The organism is Mycetocola zhadangensis (assembly GCF_003668565.1).
In the GTDB taxonomy this organism is placed as follows: Bacteria; Actinomycetota; Actinomycetes; order Actinomycetales; family Microbacteriaceae; genus Mycetocola_A; species Mycetocola_A zhadangensis.
Map to the genome: position 1 here is coordinate 421,258 of NZ_RCWJ01000002.1, position 19,974 is coordinate 441,231.

Genomic DNA, 19,974 nt, shown 5'->3' on the forward strand with positions numbered 1-19,974 from the left:
GCGCTGCCCATCGCCGCTCCCGCGAAACCGTCTCGTTGCCCAGTAGTCTGGGGGCGTTATGCCGCACCGAGGGGGAGGAAACGGATCGTGAGTCTGAGCGACGTCACCGTGTCGAGCACCGCGCGCCGCAGCATCCGCTCGTTCTCCGTCTGGGTGTGGGTGCTCGGAACCATCGTGCTCTTCGTCAGCGCACTCAACACCTTCGATAACGTCGGTATCGGAGACGACGGGTTCGGCATCATCGGCGACAACGAGTACCCGTGGGAGATCGAGAACCCGCCGGTGTTCGAGGCGAACGGGAACACCTACTCCGGCACCGGCAGCGGCGTCATCCGCATTCCGCTTGAGGAACACCAACAGGAACCGTACGTGGCGCAACTGGTTGCAGGCGAGTACGTCGACCTGAGCATCACCCCTCCAGAGGAGCTCGCGCAGCCGGCGAACGACCGGGCGTGGCCGGCCGACGTCGGAGACCTGTGGGACACCGAGGACCAGTTGCTCGTCCTCCCGCGCGACGGCGACCTCGAACTCTGGGTGCGAAACGACGGCGATTGGGAGTTCACACTCACGAAAGCCGAGGTCGACGAAATCGACGACGGGTTTGCCAGCGGCACCTCCAACGCGCTGCTTGTCTACAAGGGCGACGCCACAAGCGCCCGGTTTGTGCACAAGGGTGAAGGCATTTTCTTCGTGACCATCCAGACCCTCGACGGTGAGAGCGACCGCCCGATCATCGAGTCCGGCGAGGTCAACGAACGTTTGTCCTGGGACCCAACCGACGCCGTGTACATCACCATCGAGGCCGACGACGGCGAGGGTGCGTGGTCGATCGATATCGATGAACTGGCGACGGATGCTCCGGCGGAGCCCGAACCGGACCCAGCGTCGACCGAACCCGCAGACCCAGCGGCGTTACCCGCAACTCCCGCATCGCGAACCGATGCTCCCGGCACCACGAAAGGAACGCCATGAGTTTCACAGACACCCTCGACCAGGCATTCAAAGCACGGCTGCCGCTGCTCTACATCGAGACGAGCGAGGAGGTGCGCGCGCTCGAGCAAATCACCCAGGCAGCCCAGGGCCTTCGCCGCCCGCGCGGGGTCTGGACCTGGACAAGCGCCACAGGCCTGATCGGCCCAGACGGCAAGACGATCAGCAACACGAACACGCCGGTGCGCGCCCTCGACCACATCGTCACCATCCCCGAAAACGCCGTCTTCGTTTTCTGCGACCTGCACGCCTACTTCGGTTCAGAGCAACGCCCAGGCGACCCGGTCATTATCCGCAAGGTTCGCGAGGCGGTGCTTGAACTTCGACACGCGGATGCCGCCCGTGCGCTGGTAGTGACGGCTCCGGTGCGATGCATTCCGCCTGAACTGGACAAACTGTCTCACCTGCTCGAGTTCCCTCTCCCGGACACCACCGAACTGCACGCCATGCTCGACACCATGATCGAGAACAACACGTCAAACGGCGGACGGATCCGGGTGAACGCCGACGCCAAAACTCTCGAGAGCCTCGTTCAGGCGGCCCGCGGCCTCACCATGAGCGAAGCGGAAAACGCGTTCGCCCGCGCCATGGTCAACGACGGCGAACTGACCGCAGACGACATCCCGGTCGTGCTCGACGAGAAACGCCAGATCGTCAGCAAGTCAGGCCTGCTCGACTTTGTCGTTGACACCCTCGACCTCGACAGTGTTGGCGGGCTCAACAACCTCAAACGCTGGTTGAGTCGCCGCGACGGGTCCTGGCTGGGCGAGGCTGAACAGTTCGGCCTGCCATCACCCAAGGGCGTGCTTATCACCGGTGTGCCCGGCTGTGGAAAGTCGCTCACCGCGAAGGCGATGGCCGCTTCATGGGGCCTGCCGCTGCTACGCCTCGACATCGGCCGGATCTTCTCCGGGCTCGTCGGTTCGTCCGAACAGAACCTCCGCACGGCGCTCGCCACCGCCGAGGCCGTTGCACCGTGCATCCTCTGGGTCGACGAGATCGAGAAGGGTTTCTCGAACACGACAGGCACAGGCGACTCCGGCACCACTGCTCGGGTCTTCGGCTACTTCCTCACCTGGATGCAGGAGAAGAAGCACCCGGTGTTCGTGGTCGCGACGGCCAACAACATCGACTCGCTTCCACCCGAGTTCATGCGCAAGGGCCGCTTCGACGAGATCTTCTTCGTCGACCTGCCGACCGCCGTCGAACGCCGAGCGATCTGGAGCATCCAGCTGGCGTCGAACGCCACTGGGGGCAACGGCCTCGCCGGCATCGACGCCGCAGACATTGAAAAACTCGTCGCGGTCAGCGACAACTACTCGGGCGCCGAGATCGAGCAGGCCGTCATCGTTGCCCTGTACGAGGCCTTCGCCGAACGCCGACCGGCCACAGCGGCTGACCTCACCGAAGCGATCACCAACATGATTCCACTCGCCGTGACGCAGGCGGAGGAAGTGCAGGCCATTCGTGACTGGGCGGAGGTTCGCGCGGTCCGGGCAACCGGCAGCGAAGACATCGATCCGACCGAGGACGCCGCCGAACTCGCGGGCGTCGGCGCTCCGACCGACGCTGCCGGTGCCGGTCTCTCGTCTCGCCGCGGTGGACGCACCGTGGACTTCTAAACCGGCCGACAGCATCCGCTTTCGAAAAAATCAGCAACCGAGGATCACGCATGACAGACAAGCAGCTCATAGTGCAGGTGCGGCCTGACGGCACTGTGCACGCCGAAACCATCGGGATGTACGGCGAGGAGTGCCTCGACTACATCGCCGTGCTCGAGAACCTGCTCGACGCCGAGGCCACCGAATCGTCGTTCACCGAGGCCTACGCGCAGGTCGCCGCCGAGCAGCACACGACGACTTCCACCTGGGACGGCGTGCGATGACACTGCTCGCGTCCCCGCGACTGCGCGGCGAGCACGGCACTTCTGAACTCGGCACGGTGGAACTCGGCACGGTCGAACCGGTCGAGCGGCCGGGCGATACCCTCCGCTGGTCGCGGTTTCTGCCGTCGACGGCGGCCGAGGGTCCAGGGCTGCGCTCCGCACTGTGGGTGCAGGGCTGCAGCGTGCGCTGCCCCGGGTGTTTCAACCCGCACCTCTGGGCCGCGATCGGTGGAACCATCGATCGCACAGCCGATCTGGCCGACCGATTTGTGACGGATGCTGTCACAGCGGGCGTCGAGGGAATCACACTTCTCGGCGGCGAACCTTTCGACCAGGCAGCCGCGCTCGCGACGATCGCTGACGCATTCCGTGCGGCCGGGCTCACCGTGATGACCTTCACCGGCTATCGGCTCGAGCTTCTCACCGAGTGGGCGGCGACCCGGCCGGACATCGCCAGGCTGCTCGCGGCCACCGACCTGTTGATCGACGGGCCGTACCTGCGAGCGCAGCCCGACGCCGTTCGACCGTGGCTCGGCTCAACGAACCAGGGCATTCGCGCACTCACTCCGGCATACGCGGACGAGGTCGCACGGATCGAACGCGAGGGTGGGCTCGACCGGCTCGAGATTCGAATCCACCCCGACGGGCAGGTCGACGTAAATGGCTGGGCTGACGCCGCCGCCCTCGAAGAACTGCTGCACGACCTTGGCCCGCGCCAGGACCGCCCGACAACGAAAGCGAGACGCGCATGAGCGTGACACTGGTTCTTCTTCCCATAGCCCTCGCTGCCGCAGCCGCTGCCGGAGGTGTCGGAGTGGCTGGCGCCGTACACGCCGCCAAAAACACCGATGACGTCGAGGCTGGGCCGACACCGGCCGTTCGGGTGCGCACGCGCATGAAAGACAGCACGCTGCTGGCCGACGCGCTCAACAACCTCGGCGCCACAGCCGTCACGGTGACCCGGTCGACGGTCTCAGCACAGGTCGACGATGTGCTGTTGACCATGACCCTCAGCGACGACGGCATCTGGGAAGCCCACATCGAGAGCCTCACCGGCCAGGTCGTCACCGAAGCGACGGCTGCCGAGCTCATTGCACGGCTCGACGCCGAATACGCCGCCGGAGTGCAGCAGGCGGTCGCCGAGAAGATCCGACTGAGGGCCGCGGACTCCGGCTTCGACCTGGTCTCAGAGACCCGCGACGTCGACGACACCGTCACCATGGTGCTCAACGTGCGCGCGGAGGCGTAGGCGTCACCATGTCACAGTCCTCGTTCCAGCCCCGAGCGGTGCCGCCGCGGCCACCGCTCGTGTGGCTCCTCGGCGCGAGCTCCTGGCTCCTGCTCGTGCTCGTGCCGGCCGGTGCCCTGGCCTGGCTTGGCTTCGCGATTCTGGCGGCGATCGGCAGGCGACGCTCCTGGTGGATCGCCGCCATCGTGTACGGACTTGCCGCCATCGTCTTCGCGCAGCTCGACTATCCTCTCGGCGATATCTCGCAGGGAGTGCTGTTTCTGGTCTCGCTCGTGCACGCGATCGGCGCGAACCCGACCTGGCTGAACCTGCTTTGGGGTCGCAGGGAGAACGGTCAAAACCTGCTCGGCAACAGGACTCCCGTTCGGGCTGCTGCCGGCCCCAGGCAGCGGGCCGCAGCCCTCTCACCGGAGGAGGATCGGCTGCTCGGCGGCCCGGGCATTGCGAGATCCGACTATCTCGCCGAGCCGGCGCAGGCGCCAACCGCTCGACGAAAACGGAAAACACGGGCTGAACGCCGCGCCGAGGAGGCCGCAGCGCGTTCCGAGTCCCGGGTGACGGCTCTTTCGGACGGCGCTTCCGCCCGTGGCACTGCCACGGCGGCGGCTCTCGCGCCGGAGCGGTCAGCGCAGGACTCGGACGTCGAGCTCATTGACGTGAACACGGCGAACCAGCGCGCGCTCGCGAAGCTTCCTGGCCTCGACCGCGGTACCGCCAAGGCCGCGGTCACCGAACGATCGAATCGCGGCGGGTTCGCCTCACTCGAGGACTTCGCCTCGACGGTTGGACTGCAGCCTCACGAGATCGTGCGGCTGCGCAACGCGGCATTTTGTTCGCCCCGCCCGCGTGCGCAGCGCAGCTTCGGTCGCCGCGTTGACTTCTAAACTTGAGCAGGGCCGACTCAGGTTTCTCCCAGCCCGGGAATAGAAGACTATCTCCAGCGTTTAGTTGAGTCGTAGGCACTCAAGTACCTGGAGGTCCCATTGCCAACATTTTTCGGCCCAGCCGGCTCCGGCAGCGAATCGTTCGACGAGTTCCTTGCCCGTTACCTGCAGGGACAGCGTTCCGCCCAGTCGGGACGCACCATCGACATGACCAAGCTGCTCAGCCGCCGCTCGCACGCGGTGCTCGCTGACGCAGCCCGCTACGCCATCGAGCACGGCCACGCCGAGGTCGACGCGCTGCACATCCTGCACGTCCTGGTCGAAACCGAACCGATTGCCCAGGCCATCCGCGCCGGCGACGGTGACTCCGCCCAGATCGCCGATGCCGCTGAGCAGCGACTCCCGGGTAAGACCGACGACGAGATGGTGGTCTCGCCCGCTCTCACCTCGGCTGCGCAACGCGCCCTGCTCGACGCACACCAGGTGGCGCGAGCATTCGGCTCGACCTATATCGACCCTGAGCACCTTTTCTTCGCCTTCGTGGTGAACCAGGAGGCTCCCGTCGGCCAGTTGCTCGCCGCGTTCGGTGTCACTCCGCAGTCCCTGCAGGCCGGTCATGAGGCGGCTCGCCAGGAACAGGCATCCGCTGGTTCGAAGGCCTCAAGCGAGACCCCGATGCTCGACCAGTTCGGCACCGACCTGACCGAACGTGCCCGGGACGGAAAGCTCGACCCGGTGATCGGACGCGCGGACGAGATCGCTCAGACGCTCGAGATCCTTTCGCGCCGCACCAAAAACAACCCGGTGCTGATCGGTGAAGCCGGTGTTGGTAAGACCGCTGTTGTTGAGGGCATCGCTCGAGCGATTGTCGAGGGCGATGTGCCCAGCCTGCTCGAGAACAAGCGGGTCATTTCGCTCGACCTCGCGTCGATGGTCGGCGGCACCCGCTATCGTGGCGACTTCGAGGAGCGACTCACCAAGCTGATGGGAGAGATCACCGCTCGCAAGGACGAGCTGCTGATCTTCATCGACGAGCTGCACACGGTTGTCGGTGCCGGAGGTGGCGGTGAGAGCGGCGGAATGGATGCCGGAAACATCCTCAAGCCCCGGCTCGCCCGCGGCGACCTCAACATCATCGGCGCCACGACGCTCAAGGAGTATCGGCGCATCGAAAAGGACTCGGCGCTCGAGCGCCGGTTCCAGCCGGTGCAGGTGGACGAGCCGAGCGTTGACGACGCCGAACTCATCCTGCAGGGACTGCGCGGCAGCTACGAGGAGTTTCACGGTGTGAGCTACACCGACGAGGCGATTCGCGCGGCTGTCGATCTGTCGGCCCGGTACGTCACCGACCGGTTCCTGCCGGACAAGGCGATCGACCTGATCGACCAGGCCGGTGCCCGCATGCGCCTGCACCGTGGTCCCATCGTCGATACCAGCGAGCTGCGCGCCGAACTCGCCACACTCGAAGCCGGGAAGAACACGGCGGTCGCCGCGGAGAAGTACGAGGACGCGTCGCGCATTCGGGACGAGATCGAGGCGTTGAACGCACAGATCGCATCCGCTGAGTCGCAAGGAACGGCATCCGCTGGAAAAAACGTGATCGGCGAGAGCCAGATCGCCGACATCATTTCGCGGGCGACCGGGATCCCGGCGAATCGCATCACTCAGAGCGACCGTCAGCGCCTCGGCTCCCTCGAAGCCGACCTGCACACCCGTGTGATCGGGCAGGACGACGCGGTCACGTCGATCGCGAAGGCCGTTCGACGCAACCGCACCGGCATGGGCGACCCGAGCCGACCGGTTGGGAGCTTTCTGTTCCTCGGGCCGACCGGTGTGGGCAAGACCGAGTTGGCCAAGGCGCTCGCGTTCTCGCTGTTCGGGAATGAGTCGGCCATGCTGCGCTTCGACATGAGCGAGTTCGGTGAGCGGCACACGGTGTCCCGACTCGTCGGTGCCCCTCCCGGATACGTCGGTTACGACGAGGCCGGGCAGCTCACCGAACGTGTGCGCCGTAACCCGTACTCGGTGATCCTGCTCGACGAGATCGAGAAGGCGCACCCCGACGTGTTCAACCTGCTGCTGCAGGTGCTCGACGACGGTCGCCTGACCGACGGGCAGGGTCGCACCGTTGACTTCCGCAACACAGTGATCATCATGACGTCGAACATCGGCTCGGAGTTCCTGGCCAGCCGAAGTGGAGCCCTCGGCTTCATCGCTGACGCCGCGAACGACAGCACTGGCTTCGGTTCGGAGAAGGCGCTGCGCGACCGAGTGATGGGCAAACTGCGCGAGGCCATGCGCCCGGAGTTCCTCAACCGGATCGACGAGGTCGTGCTGTTCCGCAAGCTCGCTGCCGAGCAGCTGCACGAGATCGTGCGCCTGCTGCTCCGCCAGACCGCTGCGCGGCTCGACGCCCAGTTGATGTCGCTCAACGTCAGTGACGAGGCCATCGACTGGATCGCGACGCACGGGTACGAGCCCGAGTTCGGTGCTCGCCCGCTGCGCCGCCTGATTCAGCGTGAGGTCGACGACCGTATCGCCGGCCTTATGGTTGAGAGCGAACTGGCCGCAGGGACCACGATCGAGGTCGGGCTAGTCGGCGGCGAACTGGTGGTTTCCTCGAACGCGGCGGAGCCACAGCTGGCTGCGTAATTCGTCCAACCCCGAAGGCCGTCACCGCTCACTTGCGGTGGCGGCCTTCTGCGTGTCCTGAGGGCGGTGGGCCAGGTGCTCTTGGTCAGGCGGTCTGCGCGCTCAACACTCCGAGGACAGCGAGTGCGTACGCGTCGGGCACCGACGGCGCATCGAAGCGCAACTTCTCGCCGCCGCGATCGATCTCGACGACGTACATGTCGTCGACCCGCAAGAGAAAGCTGAACGTCGAACCGAGGAGCTCGCGCAGCTGGTCCTCGCGTGGCAGCCACAGCGTGTTCTCAAGGGCGACCGAGTCGAGCGCCCACTCGGTGGTGCCGTTGAAGCCGAGGATCGTGCCGGTGTCATAGTCGTGCGGCTCGATCGTCATGTCGCTCACCGTGAACACCTCGCCCTCGAACTCGGCGGCGTCGAGGCAGAACTGGTCACCCGATTCAGGGATCCAGCCGAGACCGGAGTTCCGAAGCTGAGAAGCCAGTGGGCGAGATGTCGTCGTGACGGTCATAGTGCATCGTGTCACTCGTGGGTGGGTATTCGGTGAAAGTGTTTTGACACCCCGCAGCACCCCTCATGTGCCTTCCGGGAGCGCGGGAACGTCACAACCCCGCTCGGCTCCGTCGGCACGTGTGCATAATTCAGCCTCGGCGGTTCGCCGGATTCGGAGCTCGCTAACGTTCGCGCGGTTCTCCGCCAGCGCCTCTGACGATTTGGCGGCGTTATGCGCACCCGTGACAGACGCCCGCGGATTCAACACCCTGACCACGGTGGCGAGGAACGCTGGAACGGCGGGTGGGTCACATCCGGAAGTCGTATGTCTGCGGCAGAGGCCCGGCCGAAGGCCCGGCGGCTGCTGCGTAGTCGTTCCACAGGTCGCCGAGCAGCGAATCGCCCTCGCGCAGGTCGACGAGGGTGAGGCCCGGGTCGAGGATGTTCCGGCAGCGGGCCACATCGCCGGTGGCCAGCGACGCACGCGCTTCGGCGACGAGCACGCGTCCGTCCCGCCGTTCCTCGCCGTCGAGCCCGTCGATGAGTTTGAGCACCTCGCTGGCGAGCCCGGCGCGCGCCAGCACGGAGAGCAGCTCCCTGGTGAGAGGTAGCAGGTTCGGCGCGAGCTCGTGCGCGGCCCGATACAGCTCGACCGCCTCGGCTGAGTTGCCGTGGTCGTCGGCCAGGGCACCGAGGTTTCGAAGCGCCCACGCGTTTGGGGTGGAGTCGACGGATGCCCGCCACAGCCTGCCCGCTTCGGCATACGATCCCGCTGCGGCGGCGATCACCCCGAGGTGGAGCAGTGCGAGCCAGTCGGAGCGTTGCCGCAGCAGCGGAACCCAGCGCGGGTCGATCTGGTACGACCGCGGCGGTTCGACAGGGTCAAGCTCTTCGGGCGAGGCCGGCTCGCCACGCAGCAGACGCAACCAGAAGCGTTCGTCGTCACCGACAGCATCCGTCGGAAAAGGGGTGAACTCTGCGGGGAGGGGATCCTCACCGGAGTGCGCGCGCAACTCATTCTCGAGTGCGCCCCACCCGCTGCCGGCCGGGATCAGCTCGACGATGAGCTCCTCGGACTGGTCGCGGGCGCCGAGCTCTGCGAGCCGGTGCTCGATGTTGCGGGAGGCCAGGTCGTCGGCGACTGCGCCCGTCGCCGTGGCCCAGTCGTCGGACTGCGCGGCCAACACGTCGAGCTGCAGCGCACCGTACGCCTCGACCCACGACCATTCGGTGTTCGCCGGCATCGTCAGGTACTCCAGCTGGGTGCGCGCGAGCCCGGCCTGGATTTCGCAGTACGAGTCGGCGCCCGACACCCACTCCTGCCAGTGCCTGCCGCCGGGGTCCTGACCCCAGACAAAGAGTTTGCGGCCCTTGAGTTTCGCGGTCGATGCCTGCACCAGACCGAAACCGGTGCCGTCCACCGCGGTGACCCATGGCATCCGCTCGCCTGTTGTATCAAAGAAGTAGTCGACGGTCTGCTGCGTGCGCGCCGGCCAGGTGATGTCGACGCCGTCGACGTTCGGAACGGGCACCGTGCTCAGAACCCGCTCGTGGCCGTACCGCCAGGCCTCGCGAGCCGGAGCGAGCACCCGGGTCTCGGCGTGCTGACGGACCGCCATGTTCGACCACCAGTACATCGGGGTCGCCGTGGACCGCGGGTTGAGGATCGTGCCGCGGATGAACAGTTCGCGCGAGTCGTCTGGCAGCCAGGCGTCGACGCGGAAGGGAACGTTGCGGATGCGCTCGTACTCAAAGAAGCGCAGTCCGACCTCGCCGTTCGGGCCGCTGAGTGCCGCGGTGTGCACGGGCGAGCAGGTGAAGGGTGAGTGGCCGATCATGCCGATGTTCCACTCGACGCCGCCGGCGAACCAGGCGTTGCGGAGCGCGAGATTGCGGAAGCGGATGGCGTCGTTCTGGTGCAGCAGTTCGCGGCCCGAATCGCGGTCGACCAGCGACCACAACCGCCCACCGAACCCTGGCAGGAACGTCGCGGTGAGGTGCTCGTTCTCGAGCACGATGGTGGCGTGCTCCCGCGGCTCCTCGTGCGCCGAGTAATTGTCCTGGTCGAGGTATGGCGGCGCGGTCTGGCCGCGGCTGGCACGCGCGTCCTCGGCGATTTCGCCGGTCGGGCCCTCTGTGGCGGCATCCTCGAAGCCCGACGCTGCATGAATGTCGCCAGTGCCGAAGATGTTGGGCAGCGGGTTCGATGGCCCCCACACCGACGTCGGCAGGGTGAGTGTTCCTCGTCGCAGTGCGGTCACTGGTGTCCTTCCGGGCGGTGGTGAATGTGTTCAGGCGCGTTCTTCGAGCAGCACGGTCTCGCCGGTGACGAGGGACTGACGTGCGGCAAGCGCCACTTCAAGCGCAAGAACAGCGGATGCCGTCGGGCAGTATGCGGGATCGGTTCCGTCCCGCACGCACTCCAGGAAGTACGCCGCCTGCCGGGTGTAGTGGTCGAGGGCCGAGAGCGTCTCGCTCCTGCTGCCGGTCGCCGTCGCCAGCCGATACGAGTTCACCCCCGAGTTCGTTTCGTTCGCTGTGGGAGCATCCGCCGAGAAGTCGTAGTCGAGCAGACCAGCGGTGCCGATCAGTTCGAGTGAGGTGGTGAATGGGGCGCCGACGGGCAGGTCGGCGAAGGTCAGCACCTGCCCGATCGCTCCGGAGGCATAGTCGACCGTGGTCTCGATCGGCCCGAGTTCGTCGTTTGAACGGCTCGTGACGGCGATTGGCGTTCCGAGGAACAGGTTGAGCTGGTCGAAGTCGTGAATGCCCACATCAACGGCGACGCCGCCCGATTGGGACTCGTCGTACCACCAGGCGGTGTCCGGCTTCGTGATCAGGCGGCGGGCGCGGGCCGACAGCACGGTGCCGAGTGCGCCGGCGTCGACGTCGTCGCGAGCGCGGCGGTAGCCCTCGAAGAACCGGACGACGTGGGCGACCATGAGCGTTCGCTCACTCGCAAGCGCCGCCGCGGAGATCGCGAGTGCGTCGCCGATCGACAACGCGATCGGTTTCTCCAGCAGCACGTGTTTGCCGGCCGCGAGTGCCCGAACGGCGAGATCGCGGTGGGTGGGTGTCGGTGTGCAGATCGAGACGATGTCGACGGCCGGGTCGGCCAGCACGGTTGTGATGTCGGTCACCCCTTGTGCCCCGGGTGCCTCGGTGAGCGTGGCACCGGACGGGCTGCAGACGTAGACGATCTCGCAGTCGAGCTCGGTCCACGCCGCTGCGTGGGTGCGCCCCATGTACCCGGCTCCGACAATCGCGATGCTCGTCATGGGGTCCTCTCGGGCGGGTTCGGTTCGCTCCCCATTGTGTCGGGGAACAACCCGGTCGCGGAAGAGGGACGTCAGCGTGCGTCGGGGTAAGTGTGCCGTGGTGGCTGTGGCTTCTGGACGGCGAACTCGCCGCCGGCACGACCACCATAGGGCCGGCCGTGATCGGCGAATTCCTCACGGAAGAAGCCCATCCGCCATGGGCCGAGTTCGATCCGCGCCCCGGTCCGGAGAATCTGCCCGTCCGTTCGTCGTCCACTTGAGGTTGACGCGCCCGCCTCGACCGACGGGTAGAACACGTACTCGTCGTTCTTGTCGTGCACGATCTCGGCGTGGTGATCGCGAAGCCCCGCCAGTTGAAGATCCGATGACACGCTCGAGCCGATGCGGGTTACCGTCGGCAGCAGGTCGAACTCGCGAGGGCGCTGACCGTTCCAGTTCTCCGAACCGACCACGAAGATCAGCCGCGGGCGGCCCGATCCGGGCGTGTAGTGCGTCGTGGTGACCCGGCGGCGCACTGTCCTGTCGAACGTCGGTGCGAGAGGGAAAAGGGTCGATGGCGGCAGTTCGAGGGCAGCCCCCGCTCGCGGCGCGCTCCGCCGGGGAATCAGGAGAGGTGCCAGTACCGCTGGCGCTCCAAGCTCGATGTGTGGCGACCGCGTCACCACCCGCTGCGCGACCGAACTCTTGATCGCGCCGATTCGCGCGATCAGCCCCGACGGACCGCTGAGCGCGACCGTCAGTCCACGCCGGGCCAGCTCGTCGGCGATGAACCGCAGGTTCGACAGTTGGGGCCTGCGCCCCGCGAGCAAAAGCTCCGGGTTGCTGGTGTACACGTCAACGGTTGTGCCGTTCGCGGTCACTCGCCCGTGCATGCGCGGGCCTGTTTCGTTGGTGCGTCTGGCGGTGCGTCCGTCGGTGTCTGGATCAGCGCGGCTGTCGGCGTCGCCGATCTGGTCGGGCTCGTCGAGTGAGAAGTGAAGGTCAATATCAAGATGCGTGCCGGCCACGTCAGGCACCGGATGTGGATCCGCTGGCCGAGTTGTCGCTGGTGGTGATCCGAACGGTCCCGTTGAACTTCCACGTCGCTCGCGGTGCATCGGGTCCGATATCGCGAGGAACTTCAACGGTCATATCGATGAAGTTGTAGTCGATGACGGCGCTGCGGCCGGTCAGGTACGACCACATTTCCTGTCCAAGATCAGCCCAGTCGCGGATGCTTCGCTCGTTCGCCGCGCTCTCGGTGTCGATGTTGTCAGTCATGAGAAACTCGCCTTCTGGCCGCTCCGTCGCGGCACGTGCCGTTCACCATAAGCCGGTGATTCTGGCTCCGGGGCGATTCTCGAACAATGCTCAGGTAACCATCCGAGGTGTCCCAGTTACGGCATGTGACCGTGCTGCAGCAGTGGTGCTTGCGGGCGGCAGAGGGGTCACCCGGCGGCGAAAACCGCCCGCGCCCTGAGTCCGAGTGACACTTCGTGCGGGTGCGGCGGCAACCCACCCACAACAACTGTCACTCGAAGCCCGGCGATCCGAGCTACCGGTAGTAGTACCCGATCCGCTCGCCGTCCACCTCGCGCACGTCGATCGGCAGATCGTAGATCGAGCCGAGCACCTCCGACTGCATCACCGCGTCGGACGGGCCGTGCAGCACAACCCTGCCGTCGCGCATAGCGACGATTTCGTCAGAGTACACCGACGCGAAGTTGATGTCGTGCATCACGAGCACGATCCGCTTGCCGGTGTCGTCTGCCGCCGCGCGCAGCAGCTTCATGATCTCCACCGCATGGCGCAGGTCGAGGTTGTTGAGCGGCTCGTCGAGCAGGACGTAGTCGGTGTCCTGCGCGAGCACCATGGCAATGAAGGCGCGCTGCCGCTGCCCACCGGACAGCTCGTCCAGGAAGCGATCCGCGAACGGCTCCAGGTCGAGGTAACCGATGGCACGAGCTATCGCGTCGCGGTCAACCGTGGTCAGCCGGCCCTTCGAATACGGGTACCGCCCGAACGACACCAGGTCCTGCACGGTGAGCCGCGCGGCCAGGTGATTGTCCTGACGAAGCACGGCCACCTTGGTGGCCAGCACCGAGCCCGGCGTCGACTTCACGTCGAGCCCGTCGATCGTGATGGTTCCGCCGTCGAGCGGCATCAGCCGCGCCACCATCGACAGCAGCGTCGACTTGCCCGCTCCGTTCGGGCCGATGATCGACGTCACTCCGCAGCCACCAAGCTCGAGCGACACGTCGTCGACGACCGCCTGCCTGCCGTATCGTTTCGTCACTTGCGAGATCGAGATCATCGCGCCCCTCTTTTCAACAGCAGAACAATGAACAGGATGCCGCCGGCAAACTCGATCACGACGCTCAACGCGGTATCCAACGCGAAGACGTGCTCAAGAATGAACTGCCCGCCGACGAGGCAAATCACGCCAAGCAGCACCGTGGCAGGCAGCACAAGCAGGTGCCGCGACGAACCGAGCAGCGCATAGGCCAGGTTCGACACGATGAGTCCGAAGAACGTGATCGGGCCGACCAGCGCTGTCGACACCGACACGAGCACGGCGATGAGCACAAGCATGAGCGTCACGACACGTCGGTGGTTCACGCCAAGCCCGATCGCGTGGCTTTCGCCGAGCCCGATCACGTCGAACACCCGCAGCATCCGCATCCCGACGAGCGAGACGACGAGGATCGCGATCGCCGACAGCAGCATGAGCTCTTCGTCGACGGCGTTGAAACTGGCGAAGGAAGCATCCGTGAGCACCGCGAATGACGCTGGGTCAAGCATCCGTTGCATCATTGATGACAGGCTGCGGAACAGTGTTCCGAACACGATGCCGACGAGGACGAGCAGGTAGATGCTGCGTTTGGCACCGGCGAAGATCCAGCGGAAGAGCAGCGTCGAGAACGCCACCATCACTGCCACTTCGACCACCCATTTGACCTGTTCGTCTGCGGTGGCCAGCGCGCTGGCGCCGAACACGAAGACCACAAGGGTCTGGATCAGCAGGTAGAGCGAGTCGAAGCCCATGATCGACGGCGTGAGGATTCGGTTGTCTGTGATCGTTTGGAACAGCACGGTCGACACCCCGATCGCGAACGCGACGAGCACCATGGCGTAAACCTTGCGCGCACGGAACGGGACGGCGAAGTCCCAGCTGCCCACGATTCCGACGGTAAGGAAGACGAGAACGGATGCCACGGCCACGACAGCAAGGATCGCCAGTCGAACGCCGGGGCGACGGGTGTAGGCGAGGATCGAGTCCGGCCGGGTCAGGGTGAGGGTGTCAGTGGGCACGCGCAGGTCTCCTCAGCAACAGGTAGAGGAACAGCATCGAGCCGATCACGCCGACGACGATGCCGAGGGGGATCTCGTAGGGGAAGCGGAGCACCCGGCCGATAATGTCGCAGATCAGCACGAAACCGGCGCCGAGGATGGCGACCCAGGGGATCGAGCGGCGTACGTTGTCGCCCATCGCGATGCTCACAATGTTGGGCACGATCAGGCCGAGGAACGGGATGACGCCGGCGGTCACAACGACGATCGCTGTCACGACGGAGACGATCGCGAGGCCGAGCGCGAGCACCCGGCCGTAGTGCAGGCCGAGGTTGGTGGTGAACTCCTGGCCGAGGCCGACAACGGTGAACCGGTCGGCGGCGATCCACGCGATCACCGTCATGGCGAGCGCGATCCAGAGCAGTTCGTAGCGACCGCGGAGGATGCCGGAGAAGTCGCCGGTCATCCAGGTGCCGAGGGTCTGCAGCAGGTCGAGGCGGTACGCGAAGAAGGTGGTGACGGCTCCGATGACCCCGCCGAGCATGATGCCGACGAGCGGGACGAGCACGATCGAGCGCACCGGGATGCGGCGCAGGATAAGGAGGAACAGTCCGGTGCCGGCGAGCGCGAAGATCGCGGCGACGACCATTTTGCCGAACAGTGGCAGTGTCGGCGCGAAGATTGTGACGACGAGCAGGCCAAGGGCGGCGGACTCGGCTGTGCCTGTGGTCGACGGTTCGACGAACTTGTTGCGCACGAGCATCTGCATGATCAGGCCGACGATCGACATGGCCACACCGGTGAGTACGAGTGCGAGGGTGCGGGGGAGCCGGCTCACCACGAGGAGCTGCGCGGCCTTGCCGTTCGGGCCGCCCTCGAGGAGGCTCATCGGAGATACATCGCTGACGCCGATGAACGTGCTCAGCACGGCAAGCAGGATGACGAGGATCCCGGCTCCGGTCAGCAGGAGTGCGGGGTGGCGGTGTCGCTTGTTTTTCGGTTTGCGGTGCACCGAAGCGCCCTCCGGCGAGGAGGGCGCTTCGGTGTGAGTCAGAGCGGAAATTAGCCGAGGCCGTCCGTGATCTGGTCGACCATCTGGTTCACAGCGCCGATGCCGCTCATGACGACATAGAACGGAACGCTGTCGAGGTAGAGCACCTGGTCGTTCTGCCATGCGGTTGTTCCGGCGATGACCTCGTTGTCGAGGACCTGCTGGGCGGTCGAACCGCTCTCACCGATGGCCGCGTCGCGGTCGATGACGAGCAGCCAGTCCGGGTTGGTTTCGAGGATAAACTCGGCCGACACAGGGTCACCGTGTGTCGCTGCTTCGACGTCGTCGATGGCAGGGGTGAGGTCGAGTTCGTCGTGCAGCCAGGCGAACCGTGAGCCTGTGCCGTATGCGGTGATCTCACCGGCGTTGGTCATCACGATCAGCCCGGTTCCGGCATCCGCTGCCAGTTCCTTCGCGTCGTCGATCTTGCCGTCGATTTCCTCGAGGGCCTCGGCAGCCTCGTCTTCCTTTTCGAAGATTCCGGCGAGGGTCTCGACGTTGGTGCGGAAGCTCGGCAGGTAGTCCTCCCAGTCGAGGGTGAGGTCGATGGTCGGAGCGATCTTGCTGAGCTCCTCGTACGCCGCGGCCGAGCGGTTGGCGACGATGATGAGGTCGGGCTCCGCGGCGTTCACTGCCTCGTAGTCCGGTTCGAACAGCGTGCCGGCGTTGAGGTATTCCTCGCCGGCGTACTCGCTCAGGTACTCGGGCACGTTCTGCTGTGGCAGGCCGGCGACCTTCACGCCGAGCGCGTCGAGGGTGTCGAGCGACGCCATGTCGAAGGTGATGACCTTCTCCGGGTTCACCGGAACCTCGGTGGTTCCCTGCACGTGCTTCACGTCGATCTCGGTGGCTGCGGCCTTTTTCGGTGCCGATTCGGCCGGGGTCGAGGCGCAACCGGAGACGGCGAGGGCGCTGGCGAGCGCGAGTGCGCCGAGCGAGAGGGCGCGAGTGCGGGCAGGGGTCATCGGAATTCTCCAGTTCTGGGAGGGAATGGCCGAAGTGGCCGGTGCGCGAACTCCCGGAAAAGGAGGCGGCGAAGGTTAGGCTAACCTAAGAGTAATCAGTTTGTCGAACTCCGGAGTTTCATGCCATTCACGCTCGCCCGTTCCCCGAGGGAGCTTGTCTTCCGTTCCGCCGCACTCACCCGCCGCGACTGGCTGACCCCGAACTACGCCAGGCTCCGCTTCGAGGGCGACGACCTCCGGGGCTTCGACTCTCTCGGCTCGGACGACCACATCCGTGTCTTCTTCCGTGAGCCTGGCGCTGAACCGACGTTGGACCCCGCCGTGCTCCGGTCGGGTGTCAGCCGCGAGCACACGCCGTTTGCGTGGGACGCGGACGCAGGCATCCTGGATCTCGAGTTCGTGATTCACGGCGACTCCGGTGTGGCCGGTCCGTGGGCGGCGACGGCTCCGATCGGCTCAACGGTCGGCGTCGGTGGCCCGCGCGGGTCACTTGTGCTGCACGGTGACCCCGACAGCTGGTTCCTCGCCGGTGACGAGACAGCCCTGCCCGCCATCAAACGTTTCGTTTCCCAGATGCGAGCGGATGCCATCGGTTCTGTTTTCGTTGAAGTTCCGGATGCTGCCTTCGAGCAAAATCTGGACGCCCCGGCTGGTATTCGTGTGCGCTGGGTTCACCGCGGCCAGGATTCGGAGAGCACGGCTCTCGGTGCGGCGCTCGACAGCCTCAGCGGGAACGATCGCCCGGTCGGGGAGGTATTCGCTTTCATCGCAGCGGAGCAGTCGATCGTTCGACAGGGTCGTGCCCTGCTCTTCGACCGGTGGAACCTCGACCCGGCGATTGCGATCGTCAAGGGCTACTGGAAGCGTGGCGAAGCGGAGTACCACGCGCCGCACTGATTGCCGCGCAGATCCCGCTCCAGTCTTATAAGTTTCCTTCGGGAAAATTGAGGTCGGCCTGCGAAATTTAAGGAATTCCCCCCCCGCGACCCTCCGGATCGGCTACAAGACGCCGCACAAATCCGGAGCATGTGACGCGAGATTTTCCTTGAGACGGAGCAGTGTGAAAACCAAAGTATGGGCAACGGTGTTGGCCATTTTGACGATGTTACTGGTGCCGACTGCAGCATATGCGCAGCCGGTTGCCGACATCGGCGAACTGACAGCCTTCGACGGGAACGCCCCCAAAATCTTCATCGCCCAGGCGCCTGAGGGTGCATCAACAACCCAGTTCTATGAAGTCATTCAGAACAACTCGGGTGGATCGACCTTTGAGCCAGCGTTCAGCGTCGACAGCCTGCGTGTCAACGCGATTGCGTTCAACCCGGACGACCGGTTCGTCTACGCATATGTGCAGAGGTCGACGGATGTTTCGACCCCCGCCGGCTCGGTCGTCGCGATCGGACAGAACGGCGACTACGCACGCATCGGCACAAGCACCTTCCTGAGTGCGGAGGGAACCACCCTCCTCAACGCCGGTGACATCGACAACGACGGCATTTACTACCTGCACCGGAGCGACACAGCGAGCCGCAGCGTCACCATCGAGCGGGTTGACATCGCCACCGGTTCGTCACTCGGGCGCACCGACCTCACCGCAAGCGGAACAACCGGTGCTCCCGACTTCGTCTGGGAGTCCGGGTACCTGATCGGACTTGGTTCCGATGGGCGGTTCGTCCGGTTCGATCCAGCCACATCCTCGATCGACTACTTCCCGGCCCCCGACTCCATGCCGCTCGGCGTGTACGGCGGCGTGTGGAAGTACGGCAGCGGCAATATCGGACTGTCATTCAACGGCGGTGGCATCTACCGGGTGAAAGTCGACAACATCGCGACCACCCCCACCTTCACGCTGATCAACCGAATCGACGGTCCCGGTTCGTTCAACAACGACGCAACGTCGATCCCGGCGCCCCCCGTCGACCTCGGCATCGTGAAGACCGCCGCGTTCGTCGACGCCAGCCAGAACCAGATCGCCTACACCGTCACCGTGACAAACAACGGCCCTGGCGTTTCGACCGGGCACTCGTTCTCCGACCCGATTGGCGCCGACTTCAGCGGGTTCACCGCGTCGGACCCTGCATGCACCATCGATGCCCGCGTCCTCACCTGCTCCTCGGGTCCGCTCCAGGTCGGCGAGACGCGCACCTATGAATTCGTGGGCAATCTCCTGACGGCTGAGGCAGGTCGCTGCTACGTCAACGTTGCGAGTGTTGCCGGTAACGAACTGGACGCGAACCCCGCGAACAACGTCAGCGCCGCCCAACTGTGCATCGACCCCGATGTCCGGGTGTCGAAGTCAGTTGATCCGGCATCCGGAACGACGGTGACCGAGGGGCAGGAACTCGAGTACACCCTGGTCTTCGAGAACACCGGAGTGTCTGACGCGCCGGTCACCTACGACGACGTCCTCACCGATGTCCTCGATGACTCCTTCGTGGTTTCGGCGCCAGTGGCGTCGAGCAGCGTGCTCACTGCTTCGTCCATCGAGAACGGACGCTTCACGGTGAACGGCACGCTGGCCGCAGGCCAGACCGTCACGGTCAGCTACACGGTAGAGGTGAACGGCGACGGTGAGCGCGGCAACGACCAGCTTGACAACTTCGTGGTTCCGGCTGGGGCAACCCCTCCAGCCACCTGCCTCGACACCGATGCACTGTGCACCTCGAACCCGGTTTCCAGCCTGTCCGTGACCAAGTCGTCTGACCCGGCCTCAGGAACCGCTGTCGCCGATGGGAAAACGGTGAACTACACGCTCACGTTCACCCACTCGTCCGCCAGCGCGAACGCTGATGCGGTGTCGCTCGATTACACGGACTCACTCGGCAGTGTTCTCGACGATGCTGACCTCACCACTGAACCGATGGCATCCGCTTCGGAAATCACAGTGGTTCGTTCAGGTGATGTGATCCGCATCACCGGGGATATTCCGGTCGGGACATCCTTCACAGTGACGTATGCCGTGACCGTGAAGAACTATGCGGAGCAGGGCGATCACCTCCTCGCCAACTTCGTCACGGGAACGGGTGACGCCCCGCCGTCGGAGTGTGTCACCGAAAACACACTGTGCACTGAGCACCCCACCACGGCGCCTGCGGCCGCAGCGCCCGCCGCTGCCGAGGTCACTAACGCGGAGAACCGCAGCGGACTGCCCTCGACGGGCGCTGGTGTTGCTGGAGGAATCGCGGCAGTGATTCTTCTCCTCAGCGCCGGACTCACTCTGGTTCTCGCACGCCGCAGGGCGAGCGCGGTCTAACACCCTGAGAC

18 protein-coding genes are annotated in these 19,974 nt (G+C 65.4%); 9 read left to right on the top strand and 9 right to left on the bottom strand.

What is annotated here, in order from left to right; genetic code table 11:
• Positions 1-87 precede the first annotated feature (87 nt).
• From D9V28_RS08575 to D9V28_RS08605, 7 genes are all read left to right on the top strand, one after another.
• Positions 88-972: a hypothetical protein gene (locus D9V28_RS08575; RefSeq protein WP_121659297.1), complete on the top strand. Its 885-nt coding sequence runs from the start codon at positions 88-90 to the stop codon at positions 970-972.
• Positions 969-2,612, top strand: a complete 1,644-nt coding sequence (locus tag D9V28_RS08580; RefSeq protein ID WP_121659298.1) for an AAA family ATPase — start codon at positions 969-971, stop codon at positions 2,610-2,612. Before D9V28_RS08575 ends, D9V28_RS08580 begins: the two co-directional genes overlap by 4 nt.
• 50 nt (positions 2,613-2,662) lie before the next feature.
• Positions 2,663-2,875: a DUF2997 domain-containing protein gene (locus tag D9V28_RS08585; RefSeq protein WP_121659299.1), complete on the top strand. Its 213-nt coding sequence runs from the start codon at positions 2,663-2,665 to the stop codon at positions 2,873-2,875.
• The gene (locus D9V28_RS08590) at positions 2,872-3,627 is read left to right on the top strand and encodes a 4Fe-4S single cluster domain-containing protein (protein ID WP_121659300.1); all 756 of its coding nucleotides are present in this window, start codon (positions 2,872-2,874) and stop codon (positions 3,625-3,627) included. The genes D9V28_RS08585 and D9V28_RS08590 overlap by 4 nt, the downstream gene beginning before the upstream one ends.
• Positions 3,624-4,124 (top strand): hypothetical protein, encoded by a 501-nt coding sequence (locus D9V28_RS08595; protein ID WP_121659301.1) that lies wholly within the window; start codon positions 3,624-3,626, stop codon positions 4,122-4,124. Before D9V28_RS08590 ends, D9V28_RS08595 begins: the two co-directional genes overlap by 4 nt.
• 8 nt (positions 4,125-4,132) lie before the next feature.
• On the top strand, positions 4,133-5,008 hold the full coding sequence (locus D9V28_RS08600) for a ComEA family DNA-binding protein (protein ID WP_121659302.1): 876 nt from the start codon (positions 4,133-4,135) through the stop codon (positions 5,006-5,008).
• A 99-nt stretch (positions 5,009-5,107) separates the two neighbouring features.
• A complete protein-coding gene (locus D9V28_RS08605; RefSeq protein WP_121659303.1) occupies positions 5,108-7,660 on the top strand; it encodes an ATP-dependent Clp protease ATP-binding subunit in 2,553 nt (850 codons plus the stop codon).
• An 85-nt stretch (positions 7,661-7,745) separates the two neighbouring features.
• On the opposite strand, the gene D9V28_RS08610 is transcribed toward D9V28_RS08605, so the two are convergent.
• The 9 genes from D9V28_RS08610 to D9V28_RS08650 all read right to left on the bottom strand — a co-directional run bounded on the left by D9V28_RS08610 (position 7,746) and on the right by D9V28_RS08650 (position 16,710).
• Positions 7,746-8,165: a hypothetical protein gene (locus D9V28_RS08610; RefSeq protein ID WP_121659304.1), complete on the bottom strand. Its 420-nt coding sequence runs from the start codon at positions 8,163-8,165 to the stop codon at positions 7,746-7,748.
• Between the two features lie 289 nt (positions 8,166-8,454).
• Positions 8,455-10,407: a DUF5107 domain-containing protein gene (locus D9V28_RS08615; RefSeq protein ID WP_121659305.1), complete on the bottom strand. Its 1,953-nt coding sequence runs from the start codon at positions 10,405-10,407 to the stop codon at positions 8,455-8,457.
• Between the two features lie 30 nt (positions 10,408-10,437).
• Positions 10,438-11,424, bottom strand: coding sequence for a Gfo/Idh/MocA family protein (locus tag D9V28_RS08620; protein ID WP_121659306.1), 987 nt, complete (start codon positions 11,422-11,424; stop codon positions 10,438-10,440).
• Positions 11,425-11,495: 71 nt separating this feature from the next.
• Entirely contained in the window at positions 11,496-12,440 is a 945-nt protein-coding gene (locus D9V28_RS08625) for an FHA domain-containing protein (protein ID WP_229727864.1), read from the bottom strand.
• Complete coding sequence (locus tag D9V28_RS08630) at positions 12,433-12,684, bottom strand: hypothetical protein (RefSeq protein WP_121659307.1); 252 nt, start codon at positions 12,682-12,684, stop codon at positions 12,433-12,435. The genes D9V28_RS08625 and D9V28_RS08630 overlap by 8 nt, the downstream gene beginning before the upstream one ends.
• A gap of 274 nt (positions 12,685-12,958) precedes the next feature.
• Positions 12,959-13,717 (bottom strand): iron ABC transporter ATP-binding protein, encoded by a 759-nt coding sequence (locus D9V28_RS08635; RefSeq protein WP_121659308.1) that lies wholly within the window; start codon positions 13,715-13,717, stop codon positions 12,959-12,961.
• Positions 13,714-14,715, bottom strand: a complete 1,002-nt coding sequence (locus D9V28_RS08640) for an iron chelate uptake ABC transporter family permease subunit (RefSeq protein WP_229727862.1) — start codon at positions 14,713-14,715, stop codon at positions 13,714-13,716. Before D9V28_RS08640 ends, D9V28_RS08635 begins: the two co-directional genes overlap by 4 nt.
• Positions 14,705-15,706, bottom strand: coding sequence for an ABC transporter permease (locus D9V28_RS08645; protein ID WP_280524734.1), 1,002 nt, complete (start codon positions 15,704-15,706; stop codon positions 14,705-14,707). The genes D9V28_RS08640 and D9V28_RS08645 overlap by 11 nt, the downstream gene beginning before the upstream one ends.
• A 50-nt stretch (positions 15,707-15,756) precedes the next feature.
• Positions 15,757-16,710: a siderophore ABC transporter substrate-binding protein gene (locus tag D9V28_RS08650; protein WP_121659310.1), complete on the bottom strand. Its 954-nt coding sequence runs from the start codon at positions 16,708-16,710 to the stop codon at positions 15,757-15,759.
• Positions 16,711-16,830: 120 nt separating this feature from the next.
• On the opposite strand from D9V28_RS08650, the gene D9V28_RS08655 reads away from it, so the two are divergent.
• Together D9V28_RS08655 and D9V28_RS08660 are read left to right on the top strand one after the other, a co-directional pair.
• Positions 16,831-17,607 (top strand): siderophore-interacting protein, encoded by a 777-nt coding sequence (locus tag D9V28_RS08655; RefSeq protein ID WP_121659311.1) that lies wholly within the window; start codon positions 16,831-16,833, stop codon positions 17,605-17,607.
• Between the two features lie 214 nt (positions 17,608-17,821).
• Complete coding sequence (locus D9V28_RS08660; protein WP_183086476.1) at positions 17,822-19,963, top strand: DUF7927 domain-containing protein; 2,142 nt, start codon at positions 17,822-17,824, stop codon at positions 19,961-19,963.
• The last annotated feature ends 11 nt before the right edge of the window (positions 19,964-19,974 follow it).

What these genes read in the sequence shown, in the direction of transcription:
- D9V28_RS08580 (WP_121659298.1), top strand. Translation starts at nt 969, where the DNA reads ATGAGTTTCACAGACACCCTCGACCAGGCATTCAAAGCACGGCTGCCG.
- D9V28_RS08585 (WP_121659299.1), top strand. Translation starts at nt 2,663, where the DNA reads ATGACAGACAAGCAGCTCATAGTGCAGGTGCGGCCTGACGGCACTGTG.
- D9V28_RS08590 (WP_121659300.1), top strand. Translation starts at nt 2,872, where the DNA reads ATGACACTGCTCGCGTCCCCGCGACTGCGCGGCGAGCACGGCACTTCT.
- D9V28_RS08595 (WP_121659301.1), top strand. Translation starts at nt 3,624, where the DNA reads ATGAGCGTGACACTGGTTCTTCTTCCCATAGCCCTCGCTGCCGCAGCC.
- D9V28_RS08600 (WP_121659302.1), top strand. Translation starts at nt 4,133, where the DNA reads ATGTCACAGTCCTCGTTCCAGCCCCGAGCGGTGCCGCCGCGGCCACCG.
- D9V28_RS08610 (WP_121659304.1), bottom strand. Translation starts at nt 8,165, where the DNA reads ATGACCGTCACGACGACATCTCGCCCACTGGCTTCTCAGCTTCGGAAC.
- D9V28_RS08620 (WP_121659306.1), bottom strand. Translation starts at nt 11,424, where the DNA reads ATGACGAGCATCGCGATTGTCGGAGCCGGGTACATGGGGCGCACCCAC.
- D9V28_RS08630 (WP_121659307.1), bottom strand. Translation starts at nt 12,684, where the DNA reads ATGACTGACAACATCGACACCGAGAGCGCGGCGAACGAGCGAAGCATC.
- D9V28_RS08635 (WP_121659308.1), bottom strand. Translation starts at nt 13,717, where the DNA reads ATGATCTCGATCTCGCAAGTGACGAAACGATACGGCAGGCAGGCGGTC.
- D9V28_RS08650 (WP_121659310.1), bottom strand. Translation starts at nt 16,710, where the DNA reads ATGACCCCTGCCCGCACTCGCGCCCTCTCGCTCGGCGCACTCGCGCTC.
- D9V28_RS08655 (WP_121659311.1), top strand. Translation starts at nt 16,831, where the DNA reads ATGCCATTCACGCTCGCCCGTTCCCCGAGGGAGCTTGTCTTCCGTTCC.